At 39.3% G+C, this 15007-nt stretch carries 10 protein-coding genes; 8 read left to right on the plus strand and 2 right to left on the minus strand.

The genetic code is table 11. From position 1 onward, the window contains the following. The first annotated feature begins 83 nt into the window (after positions 1–83). Together ACFILW_RS01870 and ACFILW_RS01875 are read left to right on the plus strand one after the other, a co-directional pair. On the plus strand, positions 84–830 hold the full coding sequence (locus ACFILW_RS01870; RefSeq protein ID WP_375684987.1) for a glutamine amidotransferase: 747 nt from the start codon (positions 84–86) through the stop codon (positions 828–830). A 721-nt stretch (positions 831–1551) separates the two neighbouring features. Further along, positions 1552–2607: a DUF2125 domain-containing protein gene (locus ACFILW_RS01875; protein WP_375645699.1), complete on the plus strand. Its 1056-nt coding sequence runs from the start codon at positions 1552–1554 to the stop codon at positions 2605–2607. A gap of 1315 nt (positions 2608–3922) precedes the next feature. Here ACFILW_RS01875 and ACFILW_RS01880 read toward each other — a convergent pair. Further along, entirely contained in the window at positions 3923–8632 is a 4710-nt protein-coding gene (locus tag ACFILW_RS01880; RefSeq protein ID WP_375684989.1) for an NAD-glutamate dehydrogenase, read from the minus strand. Positions 8633–8908: 276 nt separating this feature from the next. Here ACFILW_RS01880 and ACFILW_RS01885 point away from each other — a divergent pair, with 276 nt between their 5' ends. The 4 genes from ACFILW_RS01885 to rpsP all read left to right on the plus strand — a co-directional run bounded on the left by ACFILW_RS01885 (position 8909) and on the right by rpsP (position 12109). Then, on the plus strand, positions 8909–9565 hold the full coding sequence (locus ACFILW_RS01885; protein WP_375612226.1) for a carbonic anhydrase: 657 nt from the start codon (positions 8909–8911) through the stop codon (positions 9563–9565). Positions 9566–9795: 230 nt separating this feature from the next. Beyond that, on the plus strand, positions 9796–11364 hold the full coding sequence (gene ffh / locus ACFILW_RS01890) for a signal recognition particle protein (protein ID WP_375685011.1): 1569 nt from the start codon (positions 9796–9798) through the stop codon (positions 11362–11364). 24 nt (positions 11365–11388) lie between these two features. Then, positions 11389–11718 carry a chorismate mutase gene (locus tag ACFILW_RS01895; RefSeq protein ID WP_375645698.1) on the plus strand — a complete coding sequence of 110 codons (330 nt, stop codon included), beginning with the start codon at positions 11389–11391 and terminating at the stop codon, positions 11716–11718. 16 nt (positions 11719–11734) lie between these two features. Further along, on the plus strand, positions 11735–12109 hold the full coding sequence (rpsP, locus tag ACFILW_RS01900; RefSeq protein ID WP_273787601.1) for a 30S ribosomal protein S16: 375 nt from the start codon (positions 11735–11737) through the stop codon (positions 12107–12109). A 134-nt stretch (positions 12110–12243) separates the two neighbouring features. On the opposite strand, the gene ACFILW_RS01905 is transcribed toward rpsP, so the two are convergent. Beyond that, positions 12244–12459, minus strand: a complete 216-nt coding sequence (locus ACFILW_RS01905) for a DUF1674 domain-containing protein (RefSeq protein WP_375612228.1) — start codon at positions 12457–12459, stop codon at positions 12244–12246. Between the two features lie 83 nt (positions 12460–12542). Here ACFILW_RS01905 and htpX point away from each other — a divergent pair, with 83 nt between their 5' ends. Together htpX and ACFILW_RS01915 are read left to right on the plus strand one after the other, a co-directional pair. Continuing rightward, on the plus strand, positions 12543–13589 hold the full coding sequence (gene htpX / locus ACFILW_RS01910) for a zinc metalloprotease HtpX (protein ID WP_375622110.1): 1047 nt from the start codon (positions 12543–12545) through the stop codon (positions 13587–13589). A gap of 47 nt (positions 13590–13636) precedes the next feature. After that, positions 13637–15001 carry an RsmB/NOP family class I SAM-dependent RNA methyltransferase gene (locus ACFILW_RS01915; RefSeq protein WP_375684991.1) on the plus strand — a complete coding sequence of 455 codons (1365 nt, stop codon included), beginning with the start codon at positions 13637–13639 and terminating at the stop codon, positions 14999–15001. Positions 15002–15007 lie beyond the last annotated feature (6 nt).

The following is a 15007-nucleotide window of genomic DNA, read 5'->3' on the forward strand; positions in this document are numbered from 1 at the left end:
ATCGTTAATCTTGTTCAATCAAATTATTCTCTTATGCTTAAAAAATGAAGTTTTGCTTGATTGCAAAGGTAATTGGTTAAAAAATGTTTTTAAATCAGAGATGTCTTGGAAAAAAACCAAAAAATAACAAACCAAGGATTGCTGTTGTTATTCATCGGCACTCTACCTACACTGGTCGTTTGGGAAAATTTTTACAACAAAATGGTTTTGTTCTTGATATTTATCGTCCTATTTTTGGACAAAAACTCCCTGATACATTAGAACATTATGCCGGTGTTGTTATTTTAGGGGGACCGATGAGTGTGAATGACAGCGAAGCCTATATTGGTGACGAAATTGACTGGATTTCGTTGTCGCTAAAGGAAAATAAGCCTTTTTTGGGTATTTGTCTTGGAGCACAAATGTTAGCGCGAAATCTAGGGGGGCGCGTTGGTACAAGAAGTGATGGGACTGTTGAAGTCGGCTGGTATCCACTAGAAGCAACCCCACAAGGGAAGGAATTGATGAATTGGCCAGAGATGGTCTACCATTTCCATGATGAAGGTATTTATGATTTACCGAAAGAGGCAATGCTTTTGGCAACAGGGAATACATATCCTACACAAGCTTTTCGTTATGGAAACAATGCATGGGGCTTGCAGTTCCATGCTGAATTTACACGCGCTATGATGCGGCGTTTGGTCGTGCGTTCGGCACATAAATTGACTGAAAAAGGTGCTCAACCTGCTTGTGCACATTTGAAAGGTCGTTTAATCTATGATCGAGCTTTGAGCCAATGGTTTGAAAGCGCATTACACCAGATTTTTTGTACACCGCCCGTACTTGTGTGATTGTTGACAACGAATTGATTTATATAGGTAATTCACGGTTTTGTATATTGAATGAGAACCCCGAATATAGTAAATTTTCATTCCAAACCTGTGTATGTTGACTCAATAAAAACCTCTTGCTTATATGTCACAAGTAGGGCTGGCGCGTGGGAAAAACTATATAGGAAAAGACTAAAAATGCCTCTTATGAGCTGTCTTAAGTGCCAAGGGCTGCGCAACATTTGGGGGGTAGCCAAATTATAATGATAGTGCTGGTTTGCTCCTCCATAAGCGTAAAGATGGGGGGCTCAATGGCTTTATCGTTAAGAGACACTATTCATTATCATTTTTGTTGTGCTGTAAAACAGTATGGTTTAAGGCAGAGGTAGAAAATCTATGTAAAACTTTACACATGAGGTGTTTTTTGTTAAAGGGTGTAATGGGTTTTTTTAAGAAAATCTTGTTTATTGAGCTTATGAGATACTATACTTTAGAACGATGTATAGGGACTTCTTGAAGTGATCAGAAGATAAAGCGCGCTAGATAAGGAGCTCGATTATTTACAGATTAGTGTGGGTGAGGAATCTTTATCCTTTTTAAGGTGAGAAAAAAGTTAAGAGATATAGAAAGTTTGAATATTGTCTAAATCCTTTCAAATACCATCATCACAAAAAAGTTTTTCTTTGAGTTATTTAATTTGGGGGTGCTTTTTTCTTGCTCTGATATTTATTTATAGCGCACTCTGGTTTTTTTTTCACGTAAAATAGAAGACTATGTTTCTGATATATTCGCAAAAATATCTTCCCATAATATAGTGGCGGTATGCGAGAATATGCGCAAGGATGGTTATCCTTTACATGTCGGTGTTGTTTGTGACAAGTTTCAATTTTCTTGGCCTTTACATGGGGTTTCTGTATCGACGGGGCGTTTAACAGCTGGTGCACCAATTTATGCACCTCATTTGGTCGAGTTTAATGTTCATGCTCCTGCATTAATTGTTTTTTCTGGAAAAACTTCCATAGTATCCAGTTGGCGCAATTTGCTGATTGAAACAGAACCTTATTGGAAAACGGGTAAGACATTGAAGTTTATAGCTGAAGGGCTTGAGGTTTCACCTTTTTCCTCTTCCCCTGAAGATCAAAAGCTTCAAGAAGCATTAGGAGCACAAACGACAGATAACAAAACGACACAAAAAAATGTTGAAAATCAAGTATCTTTGCAAAATACGCATAACGTGATTATTCAGCCATTAGAGCCAAAAGAAGCTTCCCAAAAAATAACGGCAGAATTTTTTCGACTTGATCTTAAACATGAAAAGAATGATTTATCGGGACATATAACTTTTGATGGTTTTGATGCTTCTCCCTTTTTAAAATCTTCTTTTGTTGATATTCCTAAAATTGATGGCAATTTGAAATGGATTTTAAATGATGCCTCTCTTCTGTTTGAAAATGAAGGAAAAAATTGGCAACAGCGATTGTATGGAAAAAGTGGACTTTTAAAGCAAGGTGAATTAGCTTTTCATACAGGTGGTGCAGTGCGTATTAGTGGACCTTTTTCTGTTGATGATGAAGGATATTTGACAGCAAAATTTGAACTTGTCCTTGTTCAGTCCATGAAGCTTCTTAACACTCTGCAGCATTTATTTCCCACGCAAACCAATAATCTTCAAGCGTTATTTTTTATTTTGGGTACCCTGCCTAAAAATGCGGACGGCGCTCCTGTTCTTTCCTTACTCATTGACAACGGGTGGGTAAAATTGGGATTTTTAAAACTTGGTCGTCTTGCTCCGCTTTAGGTGTTGTACCAAAGCCTTTTTTCATTTTTACTACCAAATTTCGATTTTTTCTGATTTTCATACTTTTTTACAATTTTAGAGTGTCAAAATCTATTTTAACAAAATGCGTATTTAATGGTAAAAAAAATAGCTATAAAAATAAAAAATTACCACCTACTCCTAACTCGTCCAACCTCTTTTCACTTAGTACAAAATCTTATGTCAAACTACATATAGTAACAGTGTTTGTATGGAAAAAGTGGCATTTTAAAGTATGCTGAATTGCCTTTTTATACAGGTGGTGTGGTGCTTGTTAGGAACCTTTGTCTTTATATATGGAATGAGCAGCATATTGCATATATCTGTTTGGGAGTAACCTCTTAAAACAAGTAAACAGACTAGCTGGAGAAAAATATGAAGTTGTAAAGAGAAAAATCAACAGCCATTTTTACTGTCATTTTTTATTCGATTTTACGCATTTCAAAAGCAGTTACAGTTATATCTTTTAAATAATGGATTAAGCTTATCCTTTTATTTCTGATGTTTTTTAATGAAGCCATATGTCTTCCACGCAAAACAGAATATATTTGTATTGCATATTTACGCATTTATTAAAATAATATTTCTCAGTGCTTGCTATTTCACGATGTCGCCTATGAATGGTATAACGATAAAGCCATTAAGCACCACCATCTTTTCGGTTATGGACTAACAAGCTAGGGGGAATAACCATCATATTATATTTGCTAACTCCCAATCTTACTGTAGTTTTTAGCACTTGAGGCGGTTTATGAGGGGCATTTTTAGTCCTTTCTTTACTGTTTTTATTTATTCGGCTTTCGCATTTGCAATATGCAAGGGGAAATGGGGTTAATTGATTGAATATAAACAAATTTTAAATGAGACAAATTTAGAATATCGAATTATCAGTCATCATAAAAATGATAAAATTATGATTGTAAATCAATATATTCTATTTTTATGATGAAGGATATTTGACAGTAAAATTTGAATTTATTTTTTATTTTGAGTGCTCTGTCTAAAAATGCGGGATAGCGCCTCCGTTCTTTCCTTGCTGCTTCGTCATGGATGGATAGAACGGGGCAAAAGCTTAGCTGTTTTGTACTGCTTTTAAGTCTGAAAGTTTATGTTTTTAGGGTGAGAAATCAATCCTGCTGTTTTTTTGACATTGTTGCAAACAATTCTATTGTGATAAATAGCGAGATTTTTATTTTTGGTGTTATGTTTAAAATGCAAACTCCCGTTCTCTATTTTGGTTGGTTTGTTGTGGTGGTGGGATAGAACGGGAGATTGAGTGGGTCGTTTTGTATTTGCTTTAGGTTTGAAAGCCAATATTTTGAAGTTGAGAAATCAATCCTGCTGCAAAAGTAAAACGAGAAATATTGAGATCATTTTCAATAAGGGCGCTAATGCGGTTTGTAATGTTGTGAATATGATCTTCTTCTGTTTTTTTCCAAGTGTCAAAAGGATCTTTTTTCTTTCCATAATTTTTGAGGATTTTCATAACGATTTGCCGAAAGCTTTCAGAAACATTTTCTTTGGCTTGGCTTAAAGCCATACTATCATAATAATCTACTACAGGAATTATACGACTTGCTTCGTTAATGCGGTTTATACGAATGATTTGCGCAAGTGAAAAGTAGATCTCTGCGGTTTTAATAAGATCACTGTTGCTTTTTTTTGCAATTAAAGAAATATCACAGATTGTTGAAGCAGCTTCCAAGAGGGCTAATTGTTTCGCTAATGCTTTTGGTGCTCCCTCTTCGCTGTAGTGTAATGCTTTTTCTTCAATCTTTTGCTTAATATCGTTGCCGTGAGAATGCATAAGCTCTTTTTCAATAACGCTACGGGCTTGCTTTATTGTTTTTACAATTTCTTCTAATGGACGTGAGAGATCTATGTTGTGCAAACCCCAATTGGTTGTTTCAAAGAGCATTGGGGTCATTGCTGCGTAGAATTTATTTTGGACAAGACCGGGTATTTTATTATCAAGCTTATCAATTTGCTCAGACAATTGAGGAATTTCAAAACCATCGCGGATAGCAATGAAAACGCGAATAATATTTTCAGTCTTTTGTTCTGTTGCATCGTGTAGTCTATTAACAAAAGTGGGGCCTCCACGATTTACAATATCGTTGGCAATCAGCGTTGCGATAATATTACGACGCAATTGATGGTTAATAACTTCCTTCTTAAAATTTTCTTGAATTTGGGTTGGAAAATAGTTCAGCAGGGCTGTATTGAAATAGTGATCATCAACAATGGGGCTATTAGCAATTTCTTCTTTTAAGGTCAATTTAGCATAGGCAAAAATAACGGCGAGTTCTGGGCGGAGAAGACCTTTGCCTTGGGTTGTTCTTTGCTGTAAAACTTGTTCATCAGGAAGCATTTCAACTCTGCGATCTAGAAGATTTTTTTGTTCCAAGTCGTGCATAAAGCGTATTTGATAGGGCAAATCAGTAGTGCTCTGGTTTTCCGCCAAAGAAAGCGCAAGAGGTTGTAGATAATTATTACGCAAGACGAGTTGCTCGACTTGAGGTGTCATTTTTTTCAAGAGCTTATTGCGTTCTTCGCGGGTTAGTGTTTTGGCACGTAGTGCTGATGCAAGAACAATTTTGAGATTGACCTCAATATCAGAACAATTCACACCAGCAGAATTGTCAATGGCATCCGTATTGCATCGACCACCATTTAAGACATATTCAATCCGTCCACGTTGTGTAACACCAAGATTAGCTCCTTCACCAATAATTTTTGCACGCACTTGTTCTCCGGTAATGCGTATTGCATCATTTGCACGATCACCTACTTGGGCATCGTTTTCGGTTGTTGCGCGGATATAAGTACCAATGCCACCGAACCATAAAAGATCAACAGGGGCTTTGAGAAGAGCAGAGATAATTTCAAAGGGTGTTCCTGTTTGTTTTTCGAAACCAATGGCTTGTGCTGCTTCAGGTGAGAGAGTAATGGTTTTTTCTTTTCGTGAGAAGATACCACCGCCCTTTGATAATTTGGTTTTATCGTAATCCTGCCAGCTTGAGCGAGGTAGTCTGAAGAGACGCGTACGCTCTGCATAGCTTTCGTCTATGTTCGGATCTGGATCAATAAAGATATCGCGGTGATCAAAAGCGGCAATCAATTTTGTTTGTTTGGAAAGCAGCATTCCATTGCCAAAGACATCACCAGACATATCGCCAACACCGACACAGGTGAAGGGCGTTGTTTGAATATCGTGATTAAATGACTCTCTAAAATGTCTTTTGACGGCTTCCCATGCACCTTTAGCTGTAATACCAATGTCTTTGTGGTCGTAACCTGCTGAACCTCCAGAGGCAAAAGCATCATCAAGCCAAAAGTGGTTTGCTTGGCTGATGGCGTTGGCTGTATCAGAAAAAGTTGCTGTTCCTTTGTCCGCTGCAACAACAAAATAGGGGTCAGGGTCATCATGACAGATGACATTGTGGGGAGAACTTATTTTGCCGTTAATCAGATTGTCTGTAATGGAGAGCAAAGCTGTGATAAAGTCTGTATAAGCTTGTCGTGCTGCTTCTATGATGACAGCACGGTCATTTGTTTGGGGAAGCCGATGGGGATAGAATCCACCTTTTGCACCTGCAGGAACGATAACCGCATTTTTAACTTGTTGGGCTTTCACTAAGCTAAGCACTTCGGTGCGATAATCTAATGCACGGTCAGACCAACGAATGCCGCCACGAGCGATAGGTCCAAAACGCAAATGGACCCCTTCAACTTCTGGTCCATAAACAAAAATTTCTCGGTAAGGGCGCGGTTCAGGCAAACCTTCAATCTGGCGCGGATTTAATTTGGTGGCTAAAATACGCCGTGGATTTCCATCAGGAAGAGGCGTAAAGGCATTCGTTCGTAAACTTGCCTCGATAAGGTTACAATAACGGCGTAAAATCAGATCATCATCTAAACCAGAGACTTTCCGTAATTTTTCTTCAATGCGCTTTTGAATGACTTGTTGGTTTTTTTCCCGTTCTTTTTCTGTATGGCTTTGATGAAACTTTAAATGAAATAAAGCATAAAGATCTTGGGTAATGTCAGGATAAGCATTTAAAGTTTGGGCAACGCGATCTTGCGAATAAGGAATTCCAGTTTGTTGGAGATAGCGCCCATAATGGCGCAAAATAATAATTTCATGCCAATCAAGCTCAGCTGTTTGTGTGAGAGCATTAAAGCCGTCATTATCAGCATTTTGTGCCCAAATGGCTTCAAAGGTTTCGGCGTGTTTTTGCCCGTCTTTTTCAAAATCGATACAGCGCTGGAAAGTACTTTCTAGCTGCATATCATGAAGATACACAGAGCGCCCATTGCCATCTGGTAATTCAAGGGTTTGTTCAGCAATAACGCGAAACCCCATATTTTCAAGGAGTGGTACACGTTTGGAAAGGGCAAGAGCTTCATGGCGGTGAAAAAGCCGAAGAGAAATGTACTGTTTTTCTTTGTTTTGTGCGTGATAAAAGATCACGAAAAGGGGCTTTTCATCATGAAGACTTAGAATATGTCCGGCATCGTTAATAGCGTCTTCAGCTGAAAATAAATCACGATAGCTGTTGGGGAATTCACTGGCTAGACGTGTTTGTTGCTCTGTTATTTTCTGGGTAAGAGCGATGGCTTGAACCCTGTCTTCCCAACTTCGTGCTATCGAACGTACATGTTTTTCAAGTGTAGAGCGCTCGTAAAGGGGAACAGTTTCGTTTCCTTTGCGATGGATGATATAATAGACACGTATAAGGGTGCTTTCCAAAAAGAGCGGATAAGATTCAAAAAAGTTGCCTTTATAAAGCTCAACAAAATGTTCGCCAACTTTTTCACGCAGGCTGCTGCTATATTGGTCACGCGGTACGTAGACAAGGATAGAAACAAAGCGCCCAAAAGAATCAGTGTGGGCAAGAACCCGTAAACGTGGGCGCTCATCTAATTGTAGAATAAGCTTAGTATTTTCTGTCAATGTATCAACATCAGAGCGAAACATTTCATCTCTTGGATAGGTTTCTAAAGCACTGATGAGTGCTTTTCCTGAATAATCGGCGTGATTGTGTCCAAGACGTTGAATAATAGTTCGGGCTTTTTCTTTTAAGAAAGGAATTTGCAAAATAGAACGTGTATAAGCTGAGGAGGTAAAAAGCCCTACAATGCGTAATTCTCCACAGAGTTGTTTTTCTTTATCAAAAATTTTAAGACCAATATAATCGAGCCAAACAGAACGGTGAATTTTGGAACGGCTGTTCGCTTTTGTCACGATAAACAGATTATCGCTTTCCATGAAGGATAAAACTTCTTGAGGAGGTTCTTTCATGCTTTTATCGTCAACAATATGAATAGAAGCATCCGTGAGTATACCAAGTTCAATATTACTCGCTGTAAAGGATTTTAGGGGTTTTTGGTCTTTGATGAAGTTGTAAGTGCGCATACCAAGGAAAATGAAATTATCGTCCATTAGCCAGTGAAGAAATTCAATAGCTTTTTCGCCTTCTTGTTTGTAGTGCGGGGGAAGACTTATTTGGTAGGCATGAATCTGCTTTTCAACTTCTTCAAGCATAGGTTTCCAGTCTTGTACAGCAGCATTAACCTGTTCAAGAACTAAGGTGAGTTCATTTTCAAGTTTTTGTATTTGCTGTTTGTTTAATGACTCGATGTGAATTTGCATCAGACTGATGCGTTTTCCAGAAGCACAATCAATAATGGGGTGTGCAATCAAATAGATATGGTTTTTGTGTTGATTAAAAACATTTAAAATAGAATCGAGAAGGAAGGGTTTGTTATCATTGACAAGCGTGATAACGGTTATAGGTCTGTTACTACGGGTTAAATTTTGCTCAAAGCAGATGGTGTTTTTTCCCGTTTGATGGAGATTAAAAGCTTTTACTGCGATGGCTGTGGCTTTTTGAAGTTCTTCATTTTCGTAATAAGTAATATCTTCTTTATCGGTTTGGGCAAAAAGGATTTGTTCTATTTTATCTTGGGTGTTTTTTGTTTCTGTTTTTTTTTGTTGCAACACATTCACTCTCCCTTTTTGCTCTTAAGGGGTCTTTTCTTCTCTTTTTAAAAGCAGACCATATATATTTTTTATATACTGTAACACCTTCTTTCTGAAGAAAATAGCTCTTTATTTGGAAAGAATGAGTTTGTTTTTGCTATTTTTTAGTAATAGTTTGTACGTTAAAGAAATATTTTGCGTCAAGGAAAGGGCATTTTTAGTATTTTTGTATGTTAATAGTTTGTTTTTTTAAATATACAAAATGAAAGTAAAAAAAGAAGTAAAAGTAAAAAGAGAATGGCGCATTTACCAGAAAGACTTTTAAGTGGTTACCAAAACTTTATAAACAATCATTTTTTATATAAAATAGCAGATTATCAGCAATTGGCGATTGAGGGGCAGAAACCTGAAGTTTTGGTCATTGCTTGTTGTGATTCGCGTGCAGTACCAGAAATGATTTTTGATGCTAAGCCAGGGGAAATTTTCACCCTGCGCAACGTGGCGAATGTGGTTCCTCCTTTTTCTCCTGATGACCAATATCACGCAACATCAGCAGCTCTTGAATATGCTGTGCAATTGCTTGAGGTGAGACATATTGTCGTTTTTGGTCATGCCCATTGTGGAGGCATTCGTACTGCTCTTAATGAGACATATAAATCTTTATTATCAAATGATTTTATCGGTCAATGGATAAGTCTCTTAGCACCAGCAGCAGAAATCGTTTTGAATAATAAGTCGCTGTCTTGGCCAGAAAAACAGACGGCATTAGAGCAGCTTTCTATTCGCCATTCGTTGAGAAATTTAGAGACGTTTCCGTGGATAAAGCTTCGCAAAGATCAAGGTTTTTTGACATTGCATGGGGTTTGGTTTGATATCTCTAGCGGAAAATTATGGAGCATGGAACAGGAAACAGGTTGTTTTATGCGTGTTGAAGTTGAAAGTTTTGAAGTATAGTATTTGTTGTTTTTATTTCTTCGTATAAAAAGATATTTTATGATAAAACTTGACAAAGATGGGGTTTTATTGTTTGAAGGAGCAAGCTTTCAGTGACAAAATTAACTTGGAGCCACCGACTGAGACCCCAGTTTAAGGGTATAAAGAGATCTCAGAGGTCAACATCCGACGGCGCGATGCGTTCTCGGATGCTATTTTGGTTTGTTTGTTATGCAACAATGAGGTAAATGATGTTTGAATCCTTGCAAGAGCGACTTGGTTCTATCCTGTCTCATTTGACGGGACGTGGCGCTTTATCGGATCAGGATGTTGTAGAGGCGCTGCGTGAAATTCGTCGCGCTTTATTGGAAGCTGATGTTGCTCTTGATGTTGTGCGCTCTTTTACCGATAGAGTTCGTCAAAAAGCTGTTGGGGCCGAAATCGTTAAATCAATTAAACCAGGCCAAATGGTGGTTAAAATTGTTCATGATGAATTGGTTCATATTCTTGGAAATGAAAGCGTTCTGAGTGATTTAAATGCACCAGCTCCAGTTGTTATCATGATGACTGGTTTGCAAGGTTCCGGAAAAACAACTACAACAGCAAAGCTTGCAAAACGTTTTACTGATAAGCACAATAAAAAAGTTCTCATGGCGTCATTAGATACACGCCGTCCCGCTGCACAGGAGCAATTGCGCCAATTGGGAGAACAGGAAAAACTTGCAAGCTTGCCTATTATTGCCGGACAACTGCCCGTTGATATTGCATCACGTGCCGTGCAGGCTGCTAAATTGGGTGGTTATGACGTACTTCTTCTTGACACAGCAGGACGTAATCATATTGATGAAGCTTTAATGCTCGAATTGGCTGAAATTAAAGCATGTTCCCTTCCTCATGAGATTATGTTGGTGGCTGATAGTTTGACGGGGCAAGATGCCGTTCATCTTGCTCGTTCTTTTGATGAGCGTGTCGGGATTACAGGGATTATTTTAACACGGATGGATAGTGATGGGCGTGGTGGCGCTGCTCTTTCTATGCGAGCTGTTACAGGTAAACCAATTAAAGCAATTGGAACTGGTGAAAAAATAGATGCTTTAGAAGAATTTCATCCCAGTCGTATTGCTGATCGTATTCTCGGAATGGGGGATATTGTTTCTTTGGTTGAAAAAGCTGCTGAAACAATGGATCATGAGAAAGCTGCTGCTTTTGCAAAAAAAATGCAAGCCGGAAAATTTGATCTGAATGATCTTGCAGAACAGTTGCAGAAAATGAAAAAACTGGGTGGAATGGGCGGTATTATGGGCATGTTGCCAGGAATGGGGAAGGTCAAAGAGCAGATTGCGGCTGCGGGGTTTGATGATCGTTTGTTTGATCGTCAATTGGCCATTATTTCATCTATGACACCGAAAGAGCGGGCGAATCCAGAGCTTTTAAAACATAGCCGCAAACAACGAATTGCTAAGGGGTCTGGTACGACAGCAGCTGATATTAATAAACTTTTGAAGATGTATCGCCAAATGGCTGATATGATGAAAGCCATGGGTGGTAAAGGAAAAAGTGGTTTTATGGGAAAAATGTTGGGAGGTCTTGGTTCCAAAATGGGTTTTGGTGGTATGGGAAACTTGGGGGGGGATTCTCCAGCTATGCCGGATTTGTCGGGATTGGATCCAAAGCAATTCTCAACGCTTCAAAAGCAAATTGAAAATGGTAATGGAGGGAATCTCTTGCCCGGACTTCCCAAGCGTGGACCTACATTTCCTGGTCTTTCCAATGGCATTGCCGATAGGGGAAAATTTCCTCAGCATCCTAAGAAAAAATAAGATGTAAAGAGGGAAAGGAATATGATGCAGGAAACAGTATTAAATGAATTGGCACATTTACGAGCATCCATTGATAATTTTGATGCAACCTTGATTCATATCTTAGCAGAGCGGTTTCGTTGTACGAAAGCTGTTGGGCGCTTAAAAGCGCGTTATGATTTGCCTAAAGTAGATCCTCTGCGTGAGCAATATCAGGTAGCGCGTTTGCGGCAATTGGCTATAGATAGTCATCTTGATCCTGATTTTGCTGAAAGATTTTTAAAATTTATTATTAAAGAAGTTGTGCGTCATCATGAAGTTATTGCTGAAGAGCAAAAAACAAAAAAAGTCAATTTAAACGAAAGCCAGAGCTGACAATAGGAGATAAAATATGGCATTGAAAATTCGTTTGTCCCGTGGAGGTTCAAAAAAACGTCCTTACTATCATATCGTCGTTGCAGATGTTCGTAGTCCGCGCGATGGGCGGTTTCTTGAACGTGTTGGTGCATGGGATCCAATGTTGCCTAAAGATGGACCGAGGGTGAAACTTAATGAAGAACGTATCCAATATTGGCTTGGGCAAGGGGCTCAACCAACAGATCGCGTTTTACGGTTTTTAGATGCAGCTGGCTTGAAAAAGCGTCCAACTCGTAATAATCCACATAAAGGTGAACCGGGTAAAAAAGCACAAGAACGTATAGCAGCAGCAAAGCAAGCAGCAGAAGAAGCAGCGGCAGCGGCTGAAGCAGAATCTGCTTCAGCATAAGAAGCATGGTTGTTTAATCAACGTGTTTTTAAAAGCTTTAGAAAAATAAATATTATCCGTTTTTGTCTATCAAAAACGGATCTTCTTTAAAAAGCTGCTTGTTTAAATCGCTTGGTTTTTTTAAATCAATGGTTTTAAAAATCAATGGCGCGGCCTTTAATTTCCCAATCTCCATAGCGGGAAGGGTCCTTGCCGCCGCGTCCACCATTTTCTAAAGGTTGTTCTTTTTTTGCTGCGTGTTTTCGTCTTTCTTCAGCTTCTTGGAGAGCGCGTTGTGCTGCGGGAGAAAGAGATTGCTGTTTAACGTCAGTTGCATTTTTTTTGCTTGTTTTCTCATCTTTTTTATTCATTTTACACCTATTCCATTGAAGAAGCAGAAAGAAAACACCATCATATAGTATTGATTGACTTTTATCATGGAGTTTTTTGAGTAATGAATATAATGCGTACAGCTATGCTTTTGGCTTTTTTAACTGCTCTCTTTATGGGAGTTGGTTATCTTGTTGGAGGGGGTGGTGGCATGGTCATTGCTCTTTTGATGGCAAGTGGTTTAAACTTTTTTTCTTATTGGAATTCAGATAAAATCGTTTTACGCATGTACGGGGCACGTGAAGTTGATCAGCATTCAGCACCAGTTTATTATAAGATTGTAAGCGATTTAGCACAAAGAGCTTCTCTTCCTCAACCAAAGGTTTATGTTATTGAAAATGCACAACCAAATGCTTTTGCAACGGGACGTAATCCGCAAAATGCAGCTGTTGCTGCAAGTACGGGGTTGTTAGAGCGGTTGAGTTCAGAGGAAATTGCCGGCGTTATGGCGCATGAGCTCGCACATATTGAGCATCGTGATACGTTAACAATGACTCTAACCGCAACGATTGCAGGGGCAATTTCAATGCTTGGTAATTTTGCTTTTTTTATGGGAGGACAGCGCAACTCTTCAGAAGATTCTCATGGGGCAGGGGCAATTGGAGGATTTATTGCTTTGCTCGTGGCACCTTTTGCTGCGATGCTGGTGCAAATGGCGATTAGCCGTACACGTGAATATGCTGCGGATCGGAGAGGGGCTGAAATATGTGGTAATCCTTTATGGTTGGCTTCGGCATTGCGTAAAATTGCTGATGGGGCGCATGGGGTATACAATGAAGAAGCAGAGCATAATCCAGCAACCGCGCATCTGTTTATTATTAATCCTTTGAGCGGTGAGGGAGCGGATAGTCTCTTTTCGACACATCCAGCAACTGCAAATCGTATTGCTGCTCTTTATCGGCAAGCAGAAGAGATGAAAGGGGCTCTTACCAAAAGTGTGGGATGGAATAAAGAAGACGCTATACATGAAAAAAGCAGCGGGATGAATTATGGAGATTTTCATAGTGGTCAGGCTCATGTATTAGGTGAACAAGAAAACAGTTCTTTTCAGCGTGTTACAAAACGTCCTTCTTGGCTTCGTTATGAAAATTCAAAAAGATCTCGTTCATAGAGTTATTGAGGGAGATTTTGAGAAAACTGTGATATAAAGGTGGTGTTTTGAAACACAAAAAAGCGGGGCATGTGTCTGAAAAAAATGTTCCAGGATTAGCTGTTCGACAGGTGTGTGTGTGTCTTTTAGGGGCGGTAATTGATAAGTACACGCCTCTTTCTGGTTTGACAGATAATGAACACGGACATCCACACTATTTAAAACTTTCACAACGAGATCGTTTGTTGTGTCGGGCTATTTTGACAGCTTCATTGCGTCATCGAGGGCAGATTATAGTGGCTCTCTCACGCTTTTTAGCGCGTCCTTTGCCTTCACAAGCACTTTCACTTCAGCATCTTTTGCATATCAGTATCGCACAAATTCTTTATCTTGATATTCCCGATCATGCGGCTATTGATTTAGCTGTGCGTGTGGCGAAACTTGATCCTCGTATGCGCCGTTTTTCAGGGGTGGTGAATGCTCTTTTGCGCAATGTTGCACGTGAGGCAGAGCCTTTACGCCAACAAGTTCCTACCATTGAAGGTGTTCCAGTGTGGTTTGGACAGCTTTTAGTGTCAGCTTACGGAACAGAAAAGGCACATCAGATTATCGCAATTCAAAGTGTGGAACCTCCTCTCGATTTGACAGTGAAATCTGATAGTGGTGGATGGGCTGAAAGGCTTGGTGGTGTGGTATTGCCCAATGGTTCTGTTCGATTGAAGCGTCTGGAGTGTTCTGTTTCTGATTTACTAGGCTATCGTGAAGGGTCTTGGTGGGTTCAAGATTTTTCAGCAGCTTTGCCTGCTTGTTTACTTGGGAGTATTGAGGGTAAACGCGTTGCTGATCTTTGTGCGAGCCCTGGAGGAAAAACAGCACAATTGGCTTTGCAAGGGGCTGAGGTGACTGCAATTGAGCTTTCTGCTAACCGCATAAAGCGTTTAAAAGAAAATATGGAACGGCTTCATTTTTCAGTTCACATTTGGCAGGGCGATGTGAGAAATTTCTATCCCACACAGCTTTTTGATGCGGTTCTTCTTGATGCTCCTTGTTCTTCTACAGGAACAATCCGTCGTCATCCAGATATTTTATGGACGAAATCGAGAGATGATATCGTCAAGTTAGTGGCGTTGCAATATGATTTGCTTGTCGCAGCAATTTCTTTGGTAAAGGAGGGGGGACGGATTGTTTTTTCCAATTGTTCATTGGCAAGAGAAGAAGGTGAAGATCTTATTGAGAAAATTTTGTCGACACGCAATGACATTGTTTTAGACCCTATTTATCCAGAGGAAATGGGAGCACTGGAACATTTGCTTTGTGGGGGGATGTTACGGACAACGCCTGCGGATTTTTGTCATAAAAATTTTGATGCTGAGAAAACCGTATTTTTAGGAATGGATGGTTTTTTTGCTGCGCGCTTACGAAAAATTGCTTAATTAACG

The sequence above is a fragment of the Bartonella sp. TT110JLCBS genome, from assembly GCF_042193405.1.
GTDB lineage: Bacteria > Pseudomonadota > Alphaproteobacteria > Rhizobiales > Rhizobiaceae > Bartonella.

Excerpts from the sequence above, each read along its gene's own strand:
- ACFILW_RS01885 (WP_375612226.1), top strand. The coding sequence starts at position 8,909 with ATGGCGCATTTACCAGAAAGACTTTTAAGTGGTTACCAAAACTTTATA.
- ffh (WP_375685011.1), top strand. The coding sequence starts at position 9,796 with ATGTTTGAATCCTTGCAAGAGCGACTTGGTTCTATCCTGTCTCATTTG.
- ACFILW_RS01905 (WP_375612228.1), bottom strand. The coding sequence starts at position 12,459 with ATGAATAAAAAAGATGAGAAAACAAGCAAAAAAAATGCAACTGACGTT.
- rpsP (WP_273787601.1), top strand. The coding sequence starts at position 11,735 with ATGGCATTGAAAATTCGTTTGTCCCGTGGAGGTTCAAAAAAACGTCCT.
- htpX (WP_375622110.1), top strand. The coding sequence starts at position 12,543 with ATGAATATAATGCGTACAGCTATGCTTTTGGCTTTTTTAACTGCTCTC.
- ACFILW_RS01870 (WP_375684987.1), top strand. The coding sequence starts at position 84 with ATGTTTTTAAATCAGAGATGTCTTGGAAAAAAACCAAAAAATAACAAA.
- ACFILW_RS01895 (WP_375645698.1), top strand. The coding sequence starts at position 11,389 with ATGCAGGAAACAGTATTAAATGAATTGGCACATTTACGAGCATCCATT.